This is a genomic window from Pseudomonas sp. C11, from assembly GCF_034683865.1.
Lineage (GTDB): Bacteria > Pseudomonadota > Gammaproteobacteria > Pseudomonadales > Pseudomonadaceae > Aquipseudomonas.
In genome coordinates, this window is record NZ_JAWIIP010000002.1 from 461,668 (window position 1) to 481,254 (window position 19,587).

General features: G+C 63.7%; 4 protein-coding genes. 1 reads left to right on the forward strand and 3 read right to left on the reverse strand.

Annotation, left to right across the window (positions count from 1 at the left end; translation table 11 throughout):
• Positions 1–33: 33 nt before the first annotated feature.
• The 3 genes from VC352_RS05160 to VC352_RS05170 all read right to left on the reverse strand — a co-directional run bounded on the left by VC352_RS05160 (position 34) and on the right by VC352_RS05170 (position 4,990).
• Positions 34–1,392 carry an HlyD family type I secretion periplasmic adaptor subunit gene (locus tag VC352_RS05160; protein WP_322978512.1) on the reverse strand — a complete coding sequence of 453 codons (1,359 nt, stop codon included), beginning with the start codon at positions 1,390–1,392 and terminating at the stop codon, positions 34–36.
• The gene (locus VC352_RS05165; protein WP_322978513.1) at positions 1,382–3,538 is read right to left on the reverse strand and encodes a type I secretion system permease/ATPase; all 2,157 of its coding nucleotides are present in this window, start codon (positions 3,536–3,538) and stop codon (positions 1,382–1,384) included. Before VC352_RS05165 ends, VC352_RS05160 begins: the two co-directional genes overlap by 11 nt.
• Positions 3,539–3,637: 99 nt before the next feature.
• Positions 3,638–4,990 carry a TolC family outer membrane protein gene (locus VC352_RS05170; RefSeq protein ID WP_322978514.1) on the reverse strand — a complete coding sequence of 451 codons (1,353 nt, stop codon included), beginning with the start codon at positions 4,988–4,990 and terminating at the stop codon, positions 3,638–3,640.
• Positions 4,991–5,326: 336 nt separating this feature from the next.
• Here VC352_RS05170 and VC352_RS05175 point away from each other — a divergent pair, with 336 nt between their 5' ends.
• Positions 5,327–19,561 carry a retention module-containing protein gene (locus VC352_RS05175; RefSeq protein ID WP_322978515.1) on the forward strand — a complete coding sequence of 4,745 codons (14,235 nt, stop codon included), beginning with the start codon at positions 5,327–5,329 and terminating at the stop codon, positions 19,559–19,561.
• Positions 19,562–19,587 lie beyond the last annotated feature (26 nt).

The following is a 19,587-nucleotide window of genomic DNA, read 5'->3' on the forward strand; positions in this document are numbered from 1 at the left end:
AGCTGGCGGGCAAGGCGCCCGCCACGCCTTCGATCAGCGCTCGCGCAAGGCCTCGGCGCGGGCGCGGATGATGGGCTTGAGCAAGTAGCTGAGGATGCTCTTCTTGCCAGTCATGATGTCGACCGAGGCCACCATGCCGGGGATGATCAGCAGCGGTTTTTCGTCGCTGCCCAGGTGGCTTTTGCGCGTGCGCAGCTTGATCAGGTAGAAGCTGTTGCCGTCCTCGTCGGTGACGGTGTCAGCGCCGATCTGCTCCAGCTCGGCCTCTAGCCCACCATAGATGGTGAAGTCGTAGGCAGTGAACTTGACCATGGCGCGCTGCCCGGGATGGAGGAAGGCGATGTCCTGTGGGCGGATGCGTGCCTCCACCAGCAGGGTGTCGTCCAGCGGCACGATTTCCACCAAGTCGCTGCCGGGCTGGATCACGCCGCCGATGGTGTTGACCAGCAGTTGCTTGACAATGCCCCGCACCGGCGAAGTGACCAGGGTGCGCTTGACCCGATCTTCCAGCGCCTTGCCGGTCGCCTCGGCCTTGTTCAGGTCGGTGCGCGCCTCGTTGAGCTGGCCCAGCGCCTCGCTGCGAAAGCGCGAACGGGTTTCGGCGATCTTCTGCTCGACTTCCTTGATTGCCGATTCCGCGCGCGGAATGGCCAGCGTCGTGGCATCCAGTTGCCCGCGCGTTTCCACCTCGGCGCGGCGCAGGCGCAGCACCTCGACGCGGGAGATGGCGCCTTCTGCCACCAGCGGCTCGGAAATGCCGATTTCCTGACGCAGCAACTGCAAACTGTTGCGGAATTGCGCCTGCTTGGAGATGAACTCCTGCAGTTCCTGACGCCGCTGCACCAGTTGCTGCTCCAGGCCGCCAACCTCATTGTTGAGCTGCTGGCGACGGCTGAGGTACAGCGCCTCTTCACTGGCCGCCTGCGCTGGCGCCGCGGCGCGCAGGGAATCGGCGACGACCAGCGGGCGATCATCCACCTCGGCGCTCAGGCGCTCGACACGCAACTGCATGGCGTTGCGATCGGCATCGGTCTCACCGACGTTGGATTCGAAACGCGTGGGATCCAGACGCAGCAACGGCGCCCCGATTTCCACCACCTGGCCTTCGCGCACGAACAGCTCGGAGACGATGCCGCCCTCGAGGTTCTGCACCTTCTGCAATTTGGAGGACGGGATCGCCTTGCCCTCGCCGCGGGTGACCTCGTCGATCTCGGCGTAATTCGCCCAGATGCCGAGGAAGGCGACGAAGCCGAGCAAGACCCAGATGGTCAGACGCACCACCCGTGGGGCGTCCTCCACCAGGGCCTTGTCCACCTCGGGCAAGGGCTCGCCGGACAACGACTCACCGCCCTTGAAGTACTGACGCAACGTCGAGAATGGGTTAAGCGACACTGATCTGCCCCTTCTTCAGTGCTTCCATGACCGATGCCTTGGGCCCGTCGGCGATGATGCGACCACGGTCGACGATCAGCAGGCGGTCGACCAGCGACAGCATCGAGGCCCGGTGCGTGACCAGCAACAGGGTCTTGTTGGCGATTACCGGAGCAAGGCGCTCCTTGAGGCGCTCCTCACCCGGGTTGTCCATGGAGCTGGTCGGTTCGTCGAGCAGCAGGATCGGTGGGTCGAGCAACAGCGCGCGCGCCAGGGCGACGTTCTGCCGCTGGCCACCGGAAAGGTTTTGCCCGCGCTCGCCAACCTGCAGCTCATAGCCCTGCGGGTGCAGCCGGGCGAACTCGTGCACGCCAGACAGCTCCGCCGCCTGCAGCACCAGCTCGTCCTCGACGTAGCGCGCGCCTGCCATCAGGTTGTCGCGCAGGCTGCCGCTGAACAGTTGGATGTCCTGCGGCACGTAACCGACGTTGTGGCGCAGCTCGCTGACATCCAGCTGGCGGATGTCGGTGCCATCGACCAGCAGGCTGCCGGCATCGGCCTGGTACAGGCCGACGATCAGCTTGGCCAGCGAACTCTTGCCCGAGCCGCTGCGGCCGATGATGCCGATCCTCTCGCCCGGACGGACGATCAGGTTGATCTCGCTGAGCGCCGGAGTCTGCTGGTGCGGGTAGGTGAAGCTGACCTGGCGCAGTTCCAGACTGCCCTGCAGCTTGGCACGCACCAGCGGCTGCTCGCCCTCTTGCCGTTCCTGCGGCAAGTCCATCATCTGGTCGACGTTGAGCATGGTCAGGCGCGCCTGCTGATAACGGGTGAACAACCCCGACAGTTGGCTCAGCGGGCCGAGTGCGCGGCCGTTGAGCATGTAGCAGGCGATCAGCCCGCCCATGCTGAGGTCGCCGGCCATGATCAGGTAGACACCGGCGACGATCATCACCACGCCAGCCAGTTGCTGGATCAGCAGGGTCAGGTTCATCGCCAGGCTGGAGAGCATCTTCACCCGCAGCTCCAGACGCCCGAGGGTGCCAATGGTCTGCTCCCAGAGGTACTGGCGGTCGCTCTCGGCGTTGTTGACCTTCACCGCGTCGAGGCCGGCGAGGGTCTCGATCAGGCTCGACTGACGCTCGGCGGCCAGGGCCATGGTGCGATCCATGGTCGCCACCAGCGGTTTCTGCAGCAGCCAGCTGATGCCCATGGCCAGCGGGAAGGCCAGCAGCGGCACCCAGACCAGATGCCCGCCGAGCAGGCCAATCACCAGGAGGATCAGCAGGGTGAACGGCAGATCGATGACACTGGTCAGCGTCAGCGAGGCGAGGAAGTCGCGCAGCGTCTGGAACTCGTGGATGTTCTGAGCGAAGCTGCCGACCCGCTGCGGACGGTGCTTCATGGCCATGCCGACGATGCGCTCGAACAGCGTGGCGGAGATGATCAGGTCGGTCTTCTTGCCGGCCAGATCGAGGCACAACCCGCGCATGGTCTTGAGCAGCAGGTCGAAGATGTAGGCGCCGCAGATGCCGATGGCCAGCACCCAGAGGGTTGCAGCGGCCTGGTTGGGCACCACGCGGTCGTAGACGTTCATCACGAACAACGGCGCGCCGAGGCCGATCAGGTTGATCAGCAGGCTGGCGGCGACGGCATCCATGTACAGCCAGCGCGAGCGCTTGAGGGTGTCGCGGAACCAGGACTTCGTACGCGGGATCAGGCTGCCCTGATCCAGATCGTACTTGTGCTGCGGCTGGGCGAAGAACACCTGGCCGCTGTAATCGTCATTGAGCAGATCGCGAGCGACCACCACCTCGCCACCGTCGCTCTCGCTGAGCAGCAGACGCGCCTGGCCCTTCTCGTTCCAGCCCAGCAGCACCGCACAGCGCCCTTCCTTTAATAGCAACAGGGCGGGCAAGGCGATCTTCGGGATCTGCTCGAGGCTTCTGCGCAACAGGCGCCCCTGCAGGCCGGCACGCGCGGCCGCTCGCGGCAACAGCTCGGCGGTCAGGCGCTGCTTGGGCAGCGGCAGGCCGCTGGTGAGCATGGCCCGGTTGGCAGGCTTGCGGTGCAGGACGCAGAGGGAAAGAAGCGAGTCCAGCAGTGGATCATCATGCTGGCCACGGGGATCGGAATGGCTTTCGACGCGACTGGCTTGTGGATCCACACCAGGACTCTCTAATTGGGGATTCTTCGGAGCTGCACAGGCCACAAACTCGAACGCCCGCCGGGAACCAGACGGCTCCCGACAGGCGAAACGGGTCGATCAGTTGAGGCCGGGCAGTGTTGCCTGAGGCTTGAGCTCGGACTGAACCACGGTTGCCATCGGCGCTACAACCCCCTGGCTCTTGAGCAGTTCGCCCATGGTGGCCTTGATGCGGTACTGAGTAAACAGTTCGGTGTAACGCAGGTCACTCAGGCGACGCGAGGCGGTGAACAGTTCGTTCTCGCTGTCGAGCAAATCGAGCAGCGTACGCTCACCGATGCTGAACTGCTTCTGGTACGACTCACGCACACGGGTGCTGTACTCCACGTAGTTGCGAGCGATCGGCAACTGTTCGCGGGCGTTGTTCAGGGCGTTCCAGGACAGACCGAGGTCTTCGTTGAGCACGCGCAGGGCGTTGTTGCGAATATCCAGCGCCTGGTTGGCCTGGTAGGACTTGGCCTCCAGATCAGCCTTGTTGCTGCCACCAGCGAACAGGTTGTAGCGCATGCGCAGCATGGCCTGCCATTCGTTGGAGTGGCCATTCACGCCATCGAGGTCATTGTCGGCGTTGCGCGACAGCTCGGCGTCGAAACGCGGGTAGAACAGCGACTTGGCTGCTTCGTACTGCTTCTCGGCTGCCACCACGTCGGACTCGGCCGAACGCAGGATCGGGCTGTTGGCCATCAGCGCCTGACGCGCGTCCTGCAGAGTGCCCGGCAACTGGCCCGGCAGACCGGCCGGCTCGACCAGTTCAGCCGGATCCATACCCACGACACTGAAGAAGTTGGTGCGGGCATCGGCCAGGTTGGTCTGCTCGGTGAGCAGGTTGTTGCGCGCCTGAGCCAGACGGGCTTCGGCCTGATCCTGGTCGGCCAGACGACCAACACCGCGCTGGCTGCGCAGGGTGATCTGATCGTAGATACGTTCGTGGCTGCGCAGGTTGTCTTCAGCCAGACGCACCATTTCCTGGCGACGCAGCACGTCGATGTAGACCTGTGCAACGTCCAGCGCGGTGCGTTCGGAGGTGCCGAGCAACGCATAGGCGCGCGAGTTGACGGTGGCCTGCTGGCGACCGACCTCGCTCTGCGTGGCGAAACCGTCGAACACCATCTGAGTCAGGCGCAGGCTCGATTCACCACGATTCAGGGTCTCGAACCCGCCTTTTCCGGCGGCACGCGTGGAGGTGTTGTCGGTGCCTTCACGGCCATATCCGGCCAGCAGGTCAACCGAAGGCAGGTAGCCGCCGCGGGCAGCATCGAGTTGCTTGTCAGCGGCCAGGCGACCATTCACACCAGCCTGGATTTCCGGGTGCATAGCCATCGCATATTGCATGGCTTCGGAGAGGGTCTGGGCATGCACAGGCAGGTTGAAGGCCAAGGCAAGCGGCAGAGCGTGGAACAGTCGCAAACGCATAATTCTGGGCTTCCTAAACAAGAGAGTGTGGACATCCGAGGCCACCTGTGGACGGTGCTTTCAGTCCGGGCCTCGAGACGTGATCCAAGTCACATTGAAAAACACCAGACGAAAAGCAAATATCAATGTGACATCAGCGCGGCGATTGTTTAGGATGCGAGCCAATAGGTCAATACTCTGACGCAAAACCAGGCGTCAAAAGTTCAAAAGTCAAAAAAACGTCAAACCTGTTTCATAACCTTTACACCGTAACAGCCAGTTAAGTGTCAGCCTCGCTCACCAGGCCGTCGCAACGCCCGTGAGCCCGCTGAGAACCGCCTCCAGGAGAGTCACACGATGAGCAGCGTCATTGCGACCGTCAAAAGCATTGTTGGCCAGGTATTCGCCATTTCCGCAGAGGGCGCACGACGCGTTCTGGTAGAGGGTGATCGACTCTTCAGCGGTGATCAGGTGCTGACCAGCGCCAACGGCGCAGTCACCCTCGAACTGGCCGACGGCCGTATGCTCGACCTGGGGCGTGAGAGCCAATGGAGCGAAGGCGACAGCCGCGCCGCTGCGCAGAACGCCGAGACGGCTCAGCAGGTCGAAAGCCCGGGCGATGACGTCGCGCAACTGCAACAGGCGATCGAGGCCGGCCTCGACCCGACGCAAGCCTTCGAAGCAACCGCGGCGGGCCCGGCTGCTGCCGGTGGTAGCAACGCCGCCAGCGGTGGCCATAGTTTCGTGGTGCTCGACGCCACTGCCGAGGTACTGCAAGCCTCCATCGGTTTCGAAACCAGCGGCCTGGGTAATTTCGGCCCGGCACTCGGTACGACGCAGGAACCTCTGCAGAACCAGGCCCCGCAGTTTCTCGATGGCAACGGCGGCGCCCAGGGCCCGCTGAACCTGCAGACCAACGAAGACACGCCGATCAGCGGCGTCTTCAACGTCCGTGACGTGAACGGTGACCTGATCACTCTGACCATCACCCGCGCGCCGACCAACGGCACCCTGGTGATCAATGCCAATGGCACCTGGACCTATACCCCGGCGCAGGACTACAACGGCAACGACAGCTTCCAGGTAACCGCCAGCGACGGCCGTGGTGCGTCCACGCCACTGAACGTCAACCTCGGCATCATCCCGGTCAACGATGCGCCGGTAGCCAGCGGTACCTACGAGAGCACGGTCACCGACAGCGAAGCCGCCGATACTTTCGCCGATATCAAGGGCCAACTGACCGCCAGCGACGTCGACGACACCCAACTGACCTGGAGTGGCAGCGCCAAGGGTGCCTACGGCGAGCTGACCGTCAACGCCGATGGCAGCTACACCTATGTCATCGACGCTGCCAAGGTCAACGCCCTGGCCGAAGGCGAGAACGCCAGCGAGAACTTCACGGTGACGGTGCGCGACCCTTCGGGCGCCAGCGACACCCGCGTCATCAGCATCAATTTCACCGGTAGCAACGACACCCCCATCGCCGAGGCCAGCGTCGCCGAAGTCAGCGAGGACGACAGCATCAAGGGCACGCTGCCAGGCAGCGATGCCGATGCAGGCGCCACCCTGAGCTATGGTCTGGACAGCCCGGCACCGGCCGGCTTCAACCTGAAGGACGACGGTAGCTGGACGTTCGACGCCAGCCACGAAGCCTATCAGTCGCTGGCCGAGGGCCAGACGCTTACGCTGACCATCCCCTACGTGGTCGTAGACGAATTTGGCGCCGCCAGTGGCAACACCCTGACCATCACCGTCACCGGGGTGAACGATGCCGCCATTCTCGGCAGCGCCGACGTTCAACTGACCGAAACCGATGAGCCGCTGAGCACCGGTGGCACCCTGAGCATCAGCGATGTCGATAGCCCCGCGACCTTCGTCGCGCAGAGCGACGTCGCCGGCACCTACGGCAGCTTCAGCATCGATGCGAACGGCAACTGGACGTACGTGGCCAATTCCGCCTTCAATGAGCTGAACGTCGGCCAGTCCTACAGCGAGTCCTTCAAGGTCGCCAGCGCCGACGGCACCGAGAGCAGCGTCACCGTCACCATCAACGGCAGCAACGATGCTGCCGTCCTGAGCAGCGCCAGCGTTCAACTGACCGAAACCAACGCCCCGCTGACCGCCAACGGCACGCTGAGCATCAGTGACGTCGACAGCCCCGCGACCTTCGTCGCGCAGAACAACGTTTCCGGTCAGTACGGCAGCTTCAGCATCGACGCGACCGGCAACTGGAGCTTCGTCGCCAGCTCGGCCTATAACGAGCTGAACGTCGGCCAGTCTTACAGCGAAACCTTCAACGTCGAGTCTGCCGACGGCACCCAGACCAGCGTCACCGTCACCATCAATGGCAGCAATGATCGCCCCGTTGGCGTGGCCGACCGCATTGCCATGGACGAAGACACCACCGCCACCGGCAACGTGCTGAGCAACGATACCGATGTCGACAACACCAGCCTGAGCGTCACCAAGTTCAGCCTCACCAATCTGCCGTTCGTCAGCGTCAAGGCTGGTGAAACCCTGGATCTTGGGGTCGGCAAACTGACCATCCAGGCCAATGGCGACTTCACCTTCGTCCCGGCGAGCAACTACAACGGTGCGGTACCGTCCGTCACCTACACCCTGAGCGACGGTAGCCTCACCAGCACGGCCACCCTGCGTTTCGATATCACTCCGGTCAACGACGCCCCGGTCAACACCACGCCCGGCGCCCAGACCCTGGCCGAAGACGGCAGCAAGACCTTCAGCCTGCTCAATGGCAACAGCATCGCTGTCAGTGATGTGGACGGCGACCGCCTGACTACCACCCTCTCCGTCGAGCATGGCGTACTGACCCTCGGCCCGCTGAAAGGCGGCGTGACTTTCAGTGGCAACGGCACCGGCAGCATTACCCTGGTCGGCACCCAGGCGGCCATCAACCTGGCCCTGCAAGGCCTGAAATACGTACCGGGCAAGGACTACAACGGCCAGGACACGCTGACCATCAACAGCAGCGACGGCAAGCTGAGCGACAGCGATAGCGTCAGCCTGACCATCACCCCGGTGAACGATGCACCGGTGGCCACGCCAACCTCCGCAGCGACCAGCGAAGACGCACCCGAGATCGGTGGTCAACTGGCAGCCAGCGACGTCGATGGCGACAGCCTGACCTTCACCGCCCAAGGTGCCCTGCCCGCCGGTTTCACCCTGAACGAAAACGGTACCTGGACGCTCGACCCGAGCAACGCGGCCTATCAGCACCTGGCCGAAGGTCAGTCCACCACGCTGACCATCAACTTCACCGCCAGCGACGGCAAGCTCACCAGCAACAGCACTCTGACCCTGACCGTCACCGGGGTTAACGACCAGCCGACCATTACCGCTGCCCAGGCCGAAGCCGTCGAGGGCGCGGGTGAGATCAAGGGTCAGATCGCCGCCAACGACGTCGACGATGGCGCCGTGCTGAGCTTCAGCACCACCGCCAACATCGCCGGCCTGAGTCTGGGCAGCGACGGCAGCTGGACGTTCGACGCCAACCATTCCGCGTACGACTACCTCAAGGCCGGTGAGCAACTGGTACTCGAAGTACCGGTCAGCGTCACCGATGAGCACGGCGCCAGCGCCGACAGCACCCTGACCATTACCCTCACCGGCACCAATGACGCGCCGGTGGCCAATGCCGTCAGCGCCTCGGGCAACGAAGACCAGGCCGCACGCATTCAGGTCAACCTGTCCGGCAGCGATGTCGACGGCAGCGTCAGCAGCTTCACCATCGGCACCCTGCCGGCCAACGGCACCCTGTACGCCAGCGCCAACGGCGGTACCGCCCTGAATTCTGGTGATAGCGTCAACGGCCCGGTGTATTTCGTACCGAACAAGGACTGGAACGGCACCACCACCTTCGAATACAGCGCCGTGGACAACGATGGCGCCACCTCGGCAGCGCCGGCCACAGCCACCATCACCATCGCGGCGGTCAACGATCGTCCGGTCGGCGTCAATGACAACGTCACCCTGGACGAAGACACCACCGCCACCGGCAACGTGCTGAGCAATGACCGCGATGTCGATGGCGACACCCTGAGCGTGACCCGCTTCAGCCTCACCAACTTCCCGCTGGTCAGCGTGCGCGCTGGCGAAACCCTTGACCTGGGCGTTGGCAAGCTGACCATCAAGGCCAATGGTGATTTCACCTTCGAGCCGGCGAAGAACTACAACGGCGCGGTGCCGTCCGTCACCTACACCCTGAGCGATGGCAGCCTCAACAGCACTGCCACCCTCAAGTTCGATGTCACCCCGGTCAACGACGCCCCGGTCAACACCACCCCGGGCGCCCAGACTCTGGCCGAAGATGGCAGCAAGACCTTCAGCCTGCTCAACGGCAACAGCATCAGCGTCAGCGACATCGATGGCGACCGCCTGACCACCACTGTCTCCGTCGAACACGGCGTACTGACCCTCGGCCCGCTGAAAGGCGGCGTAACCTTCAGTGGCAACGGCACCGGCAGCATCACCCTGTCCGGCACGCAAGCCGCCATCACGGCAGCCCTGCAAGGGCTGAAATACGTCCCGAGCGAGAACTACAACGGCCAGGACAGCCTGACCATCAGCACCAGCGACGGCACGCTGAGCGATACCGACAGCATCCGCCTGACCATCACCCCGGTGAATGACGCCCCGGTAGCTGCGGCCACTACCGCCGAGACCGTCGAAGACGCCCCGGCCATCGGTGGTCAGCTCGCCGCCAACGATGTCGATGGCGACACCCTGAGCTTCAGCCTGAACAATCCGGCCCCGGCCGGCTTCAGCCTCAATGCCAACGGCAGCTGGACATTCGACCCCAGCAACGCCGCCTACCAGTCGCTTGGCCAGGGCGAAGAGCTGGTCATTCAGGTGCCCTTCACCGTCACCGATGGCAAGCTTTCCAGCGCCAGCACCCTGACCCTGACCATCACCGGCGTCAATGACGCGCCGGTGGTCACCGGCGCCATCAGCGTCAGCACCGACGAAGACGCCGCCGGCCAGGTCATCAACCTGCTGGCCAACGCCAGCGACGCCGACGCCAAGGACAGCCTCAGCGTCGTCAACCTGAGCGAGCGCAGCGGCAACGACGCCTCGGGCGTCAGCCTGCAGGGCAACACCCTGGTGGTCGACCCGTCCAAGTACAACTACCTGGCTGCCGGCGAGCGCGTCGTGCTGACCTACGACTATCAGGTCAGCGACGGCAAGGGCGGCCTGGTGACCACCAGCGCCACCGTCACCATCGACGGCGTCAACGATGCCCCGGTGGTCAGCACCGCCATCACCCAGACCACCAACGAAGACGCCAGCGCGCTGCAGGTCGACCTGCTGGCCAATGCCAGTGATGTCGACACCAGCGACGTACTCTCCGTGACCAACGTCCAACTGGTCGGCAGCGGCGACACTTCCGGCGTTACCGTCTCGGGCAATAGCCTGCAGGTGAACCCCAACGCCTACAACTACCTGGCCGCCGGCCAGGAGCTGAAGCTCACCTACAGCTATGACGTGATCGACGGCAATGGTGGCGTCACCCCCACCACCGTCACCCTCACCATCGAGGGCCGCAACGATGCGCCCGTAATGGAAAGCAGCGTGCAGAGCGGCAGCGTCACCGAACGTGGCGATGGCGTACCGGGTGAGAATGCCGGCAGCCTGACCGCCAGCGGCGATATCGGCTTCAGCGACGCGGATCTGAGCAACACCCATACCGTGGGCACTCAACTGATCAGCGCGAAGGACGGCAACGGCCAGAATGTCGACGCGCTGGGCAATCTCAGTGCCGCCATCAGCGATGCCGCGCAGGGCGACGGCGAAGGCTCGGTGCACTGGAACTACAGCGTGGCCGCTGGCGCACTGGATTACCTGGGAGCGGGCGAGACGCTGACCCTGGTCTATCGCGTCACCGTCACCGACAGCAGCAACGCCAGCACCAGCCGTGATGTGACCATCACCCTGACCGGCAGCAACGATGCGCCGATCGTCAGCGGTGCCATCACCTCGCTGACCAACGAAGACGCCTCGGCCTACAGCATCGACCTGCTGCAGAAGGCCAGCGACGAGGATGCCAATGACCAGCTCAGCGTCAGCAACCTCAAGCTGGTGGGCAGCGGCGACACCTCCGGTGTCACCTTCGACGCGGCCAGCAACAGCCTCAAGGTCGATCCATCGCAGTACGACTACCTGGCAGTCGGCGAGAAAGTCGTCCTCAACTACAGCTACGACATCAGCGACGGTCATGGCGGCCTCGTCAGCACCACGGCCTCGCTGACCATCGAAGGTCGCAACGATGCGCCGGTGGTTACCGACACCCGGATCACCTCGGCCGAGGAAAGCACCGGCACGCCGCTGAACATCGCCGCTCCGACCGATGTCGACAGCAGCGACAGCCTGACCATTAACGTCACTGGCCTGCCACTGGTGGGTCGCGTCACCCTGGCCGACGGCAGCCCGGTCAGCAATGGCCAGAGCCTCACCCTTGCCCAACTGCAGGGTCTGAAATACGACGCACCGGCTGACTACAAGGCCGGCGACACCGTCGGCAACTTCACCTACAGCGTCAACGACGGCACCACCTCGGTGGTCGGCAGTGTCGCCATCAACGTCACGCCGGTGAACGACCTGCCGGTGGTCGACAGCACCTCCCTGACCGTTGCCGAGGAAAGCGTCGGCACGCCGCTGGGCCTCAAGGCGCCCAGCGATGTCGATGGCGATACCCTGACCATCAAGGTCACCGGCCTGCCGCAGGTCGGTCAGATCACCCTCGCCGATGGCAGCCCGGTCAGCGACGGCCAGACGCTCAGCAGCGAACAGCTGCAGGGCCTGAAATACAACGCTCCGGCCGACTACAACGCCGGCGATGCGGTCGGTAGCTTCACCTACAGCGTCAACGATGGCACCACCAGCGTGACCGGTAGCGTCACCCTGGGCGTCACCCCGGTGAACGATCTGCCGGTGGTGGACAGCACCTCCCTTACCGTCGCCGAAGAAAGCGTCGGCACGCCGCTGGGTCTGCAGGCACCGACCGACGTCGACGGCGATGCGCTGACCATCACCGTCACTGGTCTGCCGGTGGTCGGTCAGATCACCCTTGCCGACGGCAGCCTGGTCAGCAATGGCCAGACACTGACCAGCGACCAACTGCAGGGCCTGAAATACAACGCCCCGGCCGACTACCAGGCCGGCGATGCCGTCGGCAACTTCACCTACAGCGTCAACGATGGCACCGCGACCCTGAGCGGCAGCGTCGCGCTCGGCGTCACCCCGGTGAACGACGCCCCCGACGCTCGTGATGACGTCCCCGTGCTCACCGGTCTCAAAGGCAACTACTACGCCTACCGCGAAGGCGCCGACGGCCCGAACCTGAGCAATCTGGCGATGGTCAAGGACTTCATCGGCAAACACGCTGCCGATGCCACCTTCACCGCCACCTCGCTGGACTACGGCAACGGTGTCAGCAGCGACCTGGGCGGTGATGGCAACCTGCAGAAATTCCTCGGCAGCGACGCCACGTCCCTGAACACCGACCCGGCCAACAGCTCCGACGCCATCCTCGAACTCAGCGGTGCAGTGAACCTGAACGCCGGCAACTACCAGTTGCGCGTCACCGCCGATGATGGTTTCAGCATCGTCATCGATGGCAAGGTGGTTGCCGAGTACAACGGCAACCAGGGCCCGACCACCCGCGAGTTCGCCACCTTCAACGTGCCGACCAGCGGCGCACACCAGATTCAGATCGTCTACTGGGATCAGGCCGGCCAGGCCCAGCTCAAGGTGGAAATGCGCCCTGAGGGCGGCAGCTACACCGTGCTCGGCGGCACCAGCCTGAGCCACAGCCTCGATGCGCTGATCACCAACGAAGACACTGCGCTGACCATCGAGCCGGCTACCCTGCTCGGCAACGATACCGACGCGGACGGCGACAGCCTGACCATCGTCAGCGTGCAGAATGCGGTCAACGGCACCGTGGAACTGGTTGGCGGCAAGGTGGTGTTCACCCCGGCAGCCAACTTCAACGGCACCGGTTCCTTCACCTACACCGTCAGCGATGGCAACGGCGGAACCGATACCGCCACCGTCAAGGTGGGTGTCACAGCGGTCAATGACCTGCCGCTGGTCGATAGCCATGCGCTGACCGTCAACGAGAAGAGCACCGGCACCGCGCTGGGTATCCAGGCGCCCACCGACGTGGACAACGACGCGCTCACCATCACCGTCACCGGCCTGCCAGTGGTTGGCCAGGTGACCCTCGCCGACGGCACCCCGATCAGCAACAACCAGACGCTCACCAGTGAGCAGTTGCAGGGCCTCAAGTACAACGCTCCGGCCGACTACAAGGCCGGCGATGCCGTGGGCAGCTTCACCTACAGCGTCAACGACGGCACCGCCAGCGTGAATGGCGCCATCAACCTCGCGGTGAACCCGGTCAACGACGCGCCGGTGCTGAACAACGTCTTCATCAACGTGGACGAAGACGGCACCCTGGTCAGCCAGTTGAACGCCACCGATGCGGACGGCGACACGCTCACCTACACCCTGAAATCGGGTGTGAGCAACGGCACCCTGGTGCTCGACAGCGCCACCGGCCAGTACACCTACAAGCCCAACGCCAACTACAACGGCCCGGATTCCTTCATAGTCACCGTCAAGGATGGCAACGGCGGCGTGGTCGATGCCGTGGTACGGATCACCGTTGACCCGGTCAACGACGCGCCGACCGCCAACCCGGCCAGCCTGACGACCAACGAAGACACCCCGATCAACGGCAAGGTGGATGCTCAGGATATCGACAACGACACCCTCAGCTACCGCATCGCCAGCGGCAACGGCCCGCAGAACGGCACCCTCACTCTTTACACAGACGGTTCCTATACCTACCGCCCGAACAAGGACTACAACGGTTCCGACTCCTTTACCATCACCATCAGCGACGGCAAGGGCGGCGTCACCACCAGCCTGATCAGCATCGACGTGCTTCCGATCAACGATGCGCCGATCACCGCTGACCAGACCAAGGAAACCGACGAAGACCACAGCGTCAGCGGCCAGATCGTCGCCCGCGATGTGGAAGGCGACACGCTGACCTACACCATCGCGTCCGGTGTCGACCACGGCTCCCTGCTGCTCAACACCACCAACGGCGAGTACACCTACACGCCGAACAAGGACTACAACGGTAGCGACTCCTTCACCATCCGCGTTTACGACGGGAAAGGCGCCTACACTGACGCCGTGGTGAACGTGACGATCAACCCGGTCAATGATGCCCCGGTCAGCGGTCCGTCCAGCATCAGCACCAATGAGGACACGCCAATCGATGGCCGTGTGACCGCACGTGATGTCGACAGCGATCCCCTCACCTACAGCATCGCCAATGGCGACGGCCCGCAGCATGGCAGCGTCACGCTCAAAGCCGACGGCACCTATACCTATGAGCCGGCCAAGGACTTCAACGGTAGCGACTCGTTCACCGTCACCATCGACGACGGCAAGGGCGGCACCACCACCAGCGTGGTCAACATCACCGTCAAGCCGATCAACGATGCCCCGGTCACCGCTGATCAGAGCAAGGAAACCGACGAAGATCAGAGCGTCAGCGGCAAGATCGTTGCCAGTGACGTGGACGGCGACACGCTGACCTACGTCATCCAGGCCGGCGTCGACCACGGCTCCCTGCTGCTCAACACCACCAACGGCGAGTACACCTACACGCCGAACAAGGACTTCAACGGCACCGACACCTTCACCATTCGCGTCTACGATCCGAAGCTCGGCTATGCCGACTCCGTGGTGAACATCAAGGTCAACCCGATCAATGATGCCCCGGTCAGCGGCCCGTCCAACATCAGCACCAATGAGGACACGCCGGTCGATGGCCGCGTGAACGCTCGTGATGTCGACGGCGATACCCTCAGCTACAGCATCGCCAACGGCAACGGTCCGCAGCACGGCAGCGTGGTCATGGGCCCCAACGGTACCTATACCTATCAGCCGGCCAAGGACTTCAACGGCAGCGACTCGTTCACCGTCACCATCGACGACGGCAAGGGTGGCACCACCACCAGCGTGGTCAACGTTACCGTCAATGCCCTTAACGATGCGCCCGAGGCGCCGAACAGTCAGGCCTCGGTCGATGAGGATGGCACGCTGACCAGCCGCATCGTTGCCACCGACGCGGAAGGTGACAGCCTGACCTATGCGATCAAGACCGGTACGGCACACGGCAGCCTGGTACTCGATCAGTCCACTGGCCAGTACACCTACAAGCCCAACGGCGACTACAACGGCAGCGACAGCTTCGTGGTTACCATCCGCGATGGTAAAGGTGGCGTGACCGACACCCAGGTCAACATCACCGTCAACCCGGTCAACGACGCGCCGACCAGCGCCGACAATACCGTCACGACCGACGAAGACACCCCGCGCGGCTTCTCCAGCGCCGACTTCGCCTTCAACGACATCGATGCCGGCGACAGCCTCAAGGCCATCCGCATCAACAGCCTGCCGGCCAGCGGCAGCCTGAGCCTGGGCAACGAGGCGGTGACCATCGGCATGATCATCACCGCAGCGCAGATCGCCTCGCTGGTCTACACCCCGACGGCCAACGCCAACGGCAGCAGCAGCTTCAGCTTCTCGGTGCAGGATCAGAGCGGTGCCTTCTCCACCACGCCGAACACCATGACCCTGCAGGTTACGGCCGTGGACGATGCGCCCGGACTGGTCGACAGCAGCGTCAGCTTCGCTGAGAACCTGGCCTCCGGCAGCACCATCGCCAACCTCAGCGACCGTTTCACCGGTACCGATCAGGATCGTGACGGCGAGCCGCTGCTGTACAGCATCACCGGTGGCAACGACGCCGGCCTGTTCGCGATCAACTCGAGCACGGGGGTCATCACCCTGGCCAACGGCAAGTCCCTGGATTACGAGACTGCCACCCAGCACCAGCTGCAGGTCAGTGCCACCGACGGCAAGACGCCGGTCAGTGCGACCGTGACCGTCAATGTCACCAACATCAACGACAACGGTGTGGTGATCAGCGACAGCGACGCAGCGGCCAACCGCGTCGTGGAGAACGCCAGCACCGGCACCGTCGTCGGCGTCACCGCCAAGGGCGTGGACGGCGACGTGGGCGCCACCGTGACCCAATACGAACTGCTGGACAACGCTGGCGGCCGCTTCGCCATCGACGCCAGCACCGGCGTGGTCACCGTCGCCGACGGCAGCAAACTTGACTACGAGAGCGCCACCAGCCACGACATCACCGTCAAGGCCACCAGCTCCGATGGCAGCAGCAATACCCAGGTGTTCACCATCAACCTGAGCAACGTCAACGACAACGGTGTGGTCATCACTGACAGCGATGCAGCCGCCAACCGGGTCAACGAGAACGCCGCCAACGGTACGCTGGTAGGCATCACCGCCAAGGGTGTTGACGGCGACGTAGGCGCCACCGTGACCCAGTACGAGCTGCTGGACAACGCCGGTGGCCGCTTCGCCATCAATGCCACCACCGGTGTGGTCACCGTCGCCGACGGCAGCAAGCTCGACTACGAGACTGCTACCAGCCACAACATCACCGTCAAGGCCACCAGCTCCGACGGCAGCAGCAATACCCAGGTGTTCACCGTCCAGCTCGGTAACCTCAACGAGTTCGGCGTGACCCTCAGCGATGTCGATGCGACCACTAACAGCGTCGCGGAGAACGCCGCCAACGGCACCGCCGTGGGCATCACTGCACGCGGGGTCGACGGTGACGCCGGCACCACGGTCAGCTACGCGCTGACCAACGACGCTGGTGGCCGCTTCGCCATCAATGCCACCACCGGGGTGGTCACCGTCGCCGACGGCAGCAAGCTGGACTTCGAAACCGCCACCAGCCACAGCATCACCGTACTGGCCACCAGTTCCGATGGCAGCACCCGCGCGGAGACCTATTCGATTGCCGTGACCAACGTCAACGAGGCCCCTGTGGTGGTCTCCGGCGCCAGCGTTACCGGTGCCGAAGACAGCAACTACACGTTCGCCTGGAGCGACTTCAAGGTCAGTGACGTCGACGCCAACAGCAGCCTGTCGATCAAGATCGAAAGCCTGCCCGGCGAAGGCAAGCTGCAGATCAAGTCCGGCAACAGCTGGGTCGATGTCAGCGCCAACGCCACGGTCAGCAAGTCGGTGATCGATGCCGGCGGCCTGCGCTTTGTCCCGGACAGCAACGAGTCTGGTCACGACAGCTTCGGCGGCAACGGCGTCGGCTTGAACCAGGCTACCTACGCCACGTTCAAGTACAGCGGTAGCGACGGCAGCCTGAGCACCGCCAGCAGCACCATGAACATCGACATCGCGCCGGTAGCCGATGTACCGACTCTGACCGTGAAGTCCGCTGCCACCAGCACGCTGTTCACCACTACCTGGGAAAGCGCGCCTGACAGCAACTACACCTCCGAGTTGATCAGCGGTTCGACCTTCGAGAACTGGACGCTGGTCACCACCGGTGACAAGCTCACCGGCGGCAGCAATGTCTTCGAGGTCTGGGGCCACAACGACCGGATGGAGAACCAGGCCGGCACCGAGATCACCATCAAGATGCAGGGCAGCGGCAACAACGATGCTCTGGAGCTGAACGACTCCGCTGGCACGATGGCTCAGACCCTGGGCATCACCCGCAACGTCGCCACCGAAGTCGGCAAGGTCTACGAGCTGTCGATGGACTACGCAGGCCGCCTGGGCTTCGACACCAGCTACACCAAGATCGCGGTCTACCTGGGCAATACCCTGGTCGGTGAATACGGTTCCACCAGCAGCCAGACCAGCCTGAACTGGGAGAACATCCATTTCAGCTTCGTCGGCACCGGCAGTACCGAGGCCCTGACCATCAAGCTAGCGGGCACTTCGACCAACGATGCTGGCCGCGGCGCGCTGATCGACAACATCAGCCTCTCCTCGTCCCAGGGCGTGGTGGCCGGCGATGGCGGCGTCAGCGGCAAGACCAGTATCGCCCTGAGCAACTACATCAGTGGCGTGCTGACCGACACCGACGGTTCCGAGAGCCTGCGCTACGACCTTTCCAACCTGCCCAGCGGCGCCAGCGTGGTGGTCGGTGGCACCACCCTGTCGGCGGTTAATGGCGTGATCTCCCTGACCGCAGCCCAACTAGCCACCGCCAAACTGCAGATAGACAGCAGCGTACGCGGTGAGATCGGCCTGGATATCAAGGCCGTATCGGTGGAACCCAACGGCAGCTCGGCCAGCTCTTCCAGCCAGCACCTGACCCTGAATATCATCGATGGCGGCGTGGAGCACAGCAGCTACACCACCAACACCATCACCGCGAGCGAAACCGCGGGCGTAACCGCCCTCGGCAGCGGCCTGACCGGCGAGTACTGGGGGTATCAGGAAGACAGCAACAACCCGAACCTCACCAGCCTGAGCCAGGTGGAGAACTACATCGAGAGCCGCAGCGGCAACAACAGCAGCCTGGTCGGCTCGAACACCAACGCGGCCAATGGCTCGCTCAATGCCAGCTTCATCGCCAACCAGATCGACTATGGCCTGAAGAACGGCAGCCCGGTGTTCAGCGATGATCTGGGTGACAACCGTGACGTGAGAAGTGGCAGAACCATCGGCAGCTCCAACGACAGCCAAAACAACCTGTACGACTTCCTCACGGCAGCCAGCGTCAGCAATGTTTCGAACCTCAGGGCGGGCGGTGCCTGGCTGGGCGATACCACGGATGCCATCATCCGTGCCCACGGTTTCGTCTCGGTCGCTGCCGGTACCTATGACATCCGCATCACGGCGGACGACGGTTATCGCCTGCTAATCGGTGGCCAGGATGTAGCCAACGTCGACAAGGTTCAGTCCACCACTACCGATACCTTCAAGGGCGTCAATCTGACGGGTGGCCTGCAAGCGCTCGAGTTGCTGTACTGGGATCAGGGCGGCCACGCCAGCCTGAAGGTCGAGTTGAAGCTCAGCGGCAGCAGTGACTCGACCTACCAGACCCTCGGTGCGGGTGACTACAAGCTGTTCCAGGCCACGACTCTGAGCAGCGGTCAGGAACTGGTGCAGACCGATACCGGCTGGGCGGTACACACCATTCAGACCACCACCGGCTCCGAGGCCAACGACCTGATCAATGGCAGCAAGTACTCCGACATCCTCAATGGCGGCAACGGCCACGACGTGCTTTACGGCAACGCCGGCCATGACCTGCTCAATGGTGGTGACGGCAACGATCTGCTGATCGGTGGTGTGGGCAACGACACCCTGACTGGTGGTGCCGGTGCCGATACCTTCGTCTGGAAGGCTGGCGATCTCGGCAACGACGTGATCACGGACTTCAAGGCCAGCGACGGTGACCGCATCGACCTCAGCGACCTGCTGCCCGATGCGGCCAACGCCAACAACCTGCTCGACTACCTGAAGGTCGACACCACCACCAACACCCTGCAGGTCAGCACCACTGGCAATGTTGCCAACGGCGCCGACGTGACCATCAAGCTCGAAGGCGTGGATCTGACTCAGTACGGCTCCACCTCCGCGCAGATCGTCAACTCGCTGGTGGCCGGTGCCGATCCGCTGGTGAAGACCGAGCATAGCTGATGATCGCCCTCACCCACCGCGTTCGC

Bases quoted from the DNA above. Each gene is read 5' to 3' on its own strand.
- VC352_RS05170 (WP_322978514.1), bottom strand. From the start codon at position 4,990: ATGCGTTTGCGACTGTTCCACGCTCTGCCGCTTGCCTTGGCCTTCAAC.
- VC352_RS05175 (WP_322978515.1), top strand. From the start codon at position 5,327: ATGAGCAGCGTCATTGCGACCGTCAAAAGCATTGTTGGCCAGGTATTC.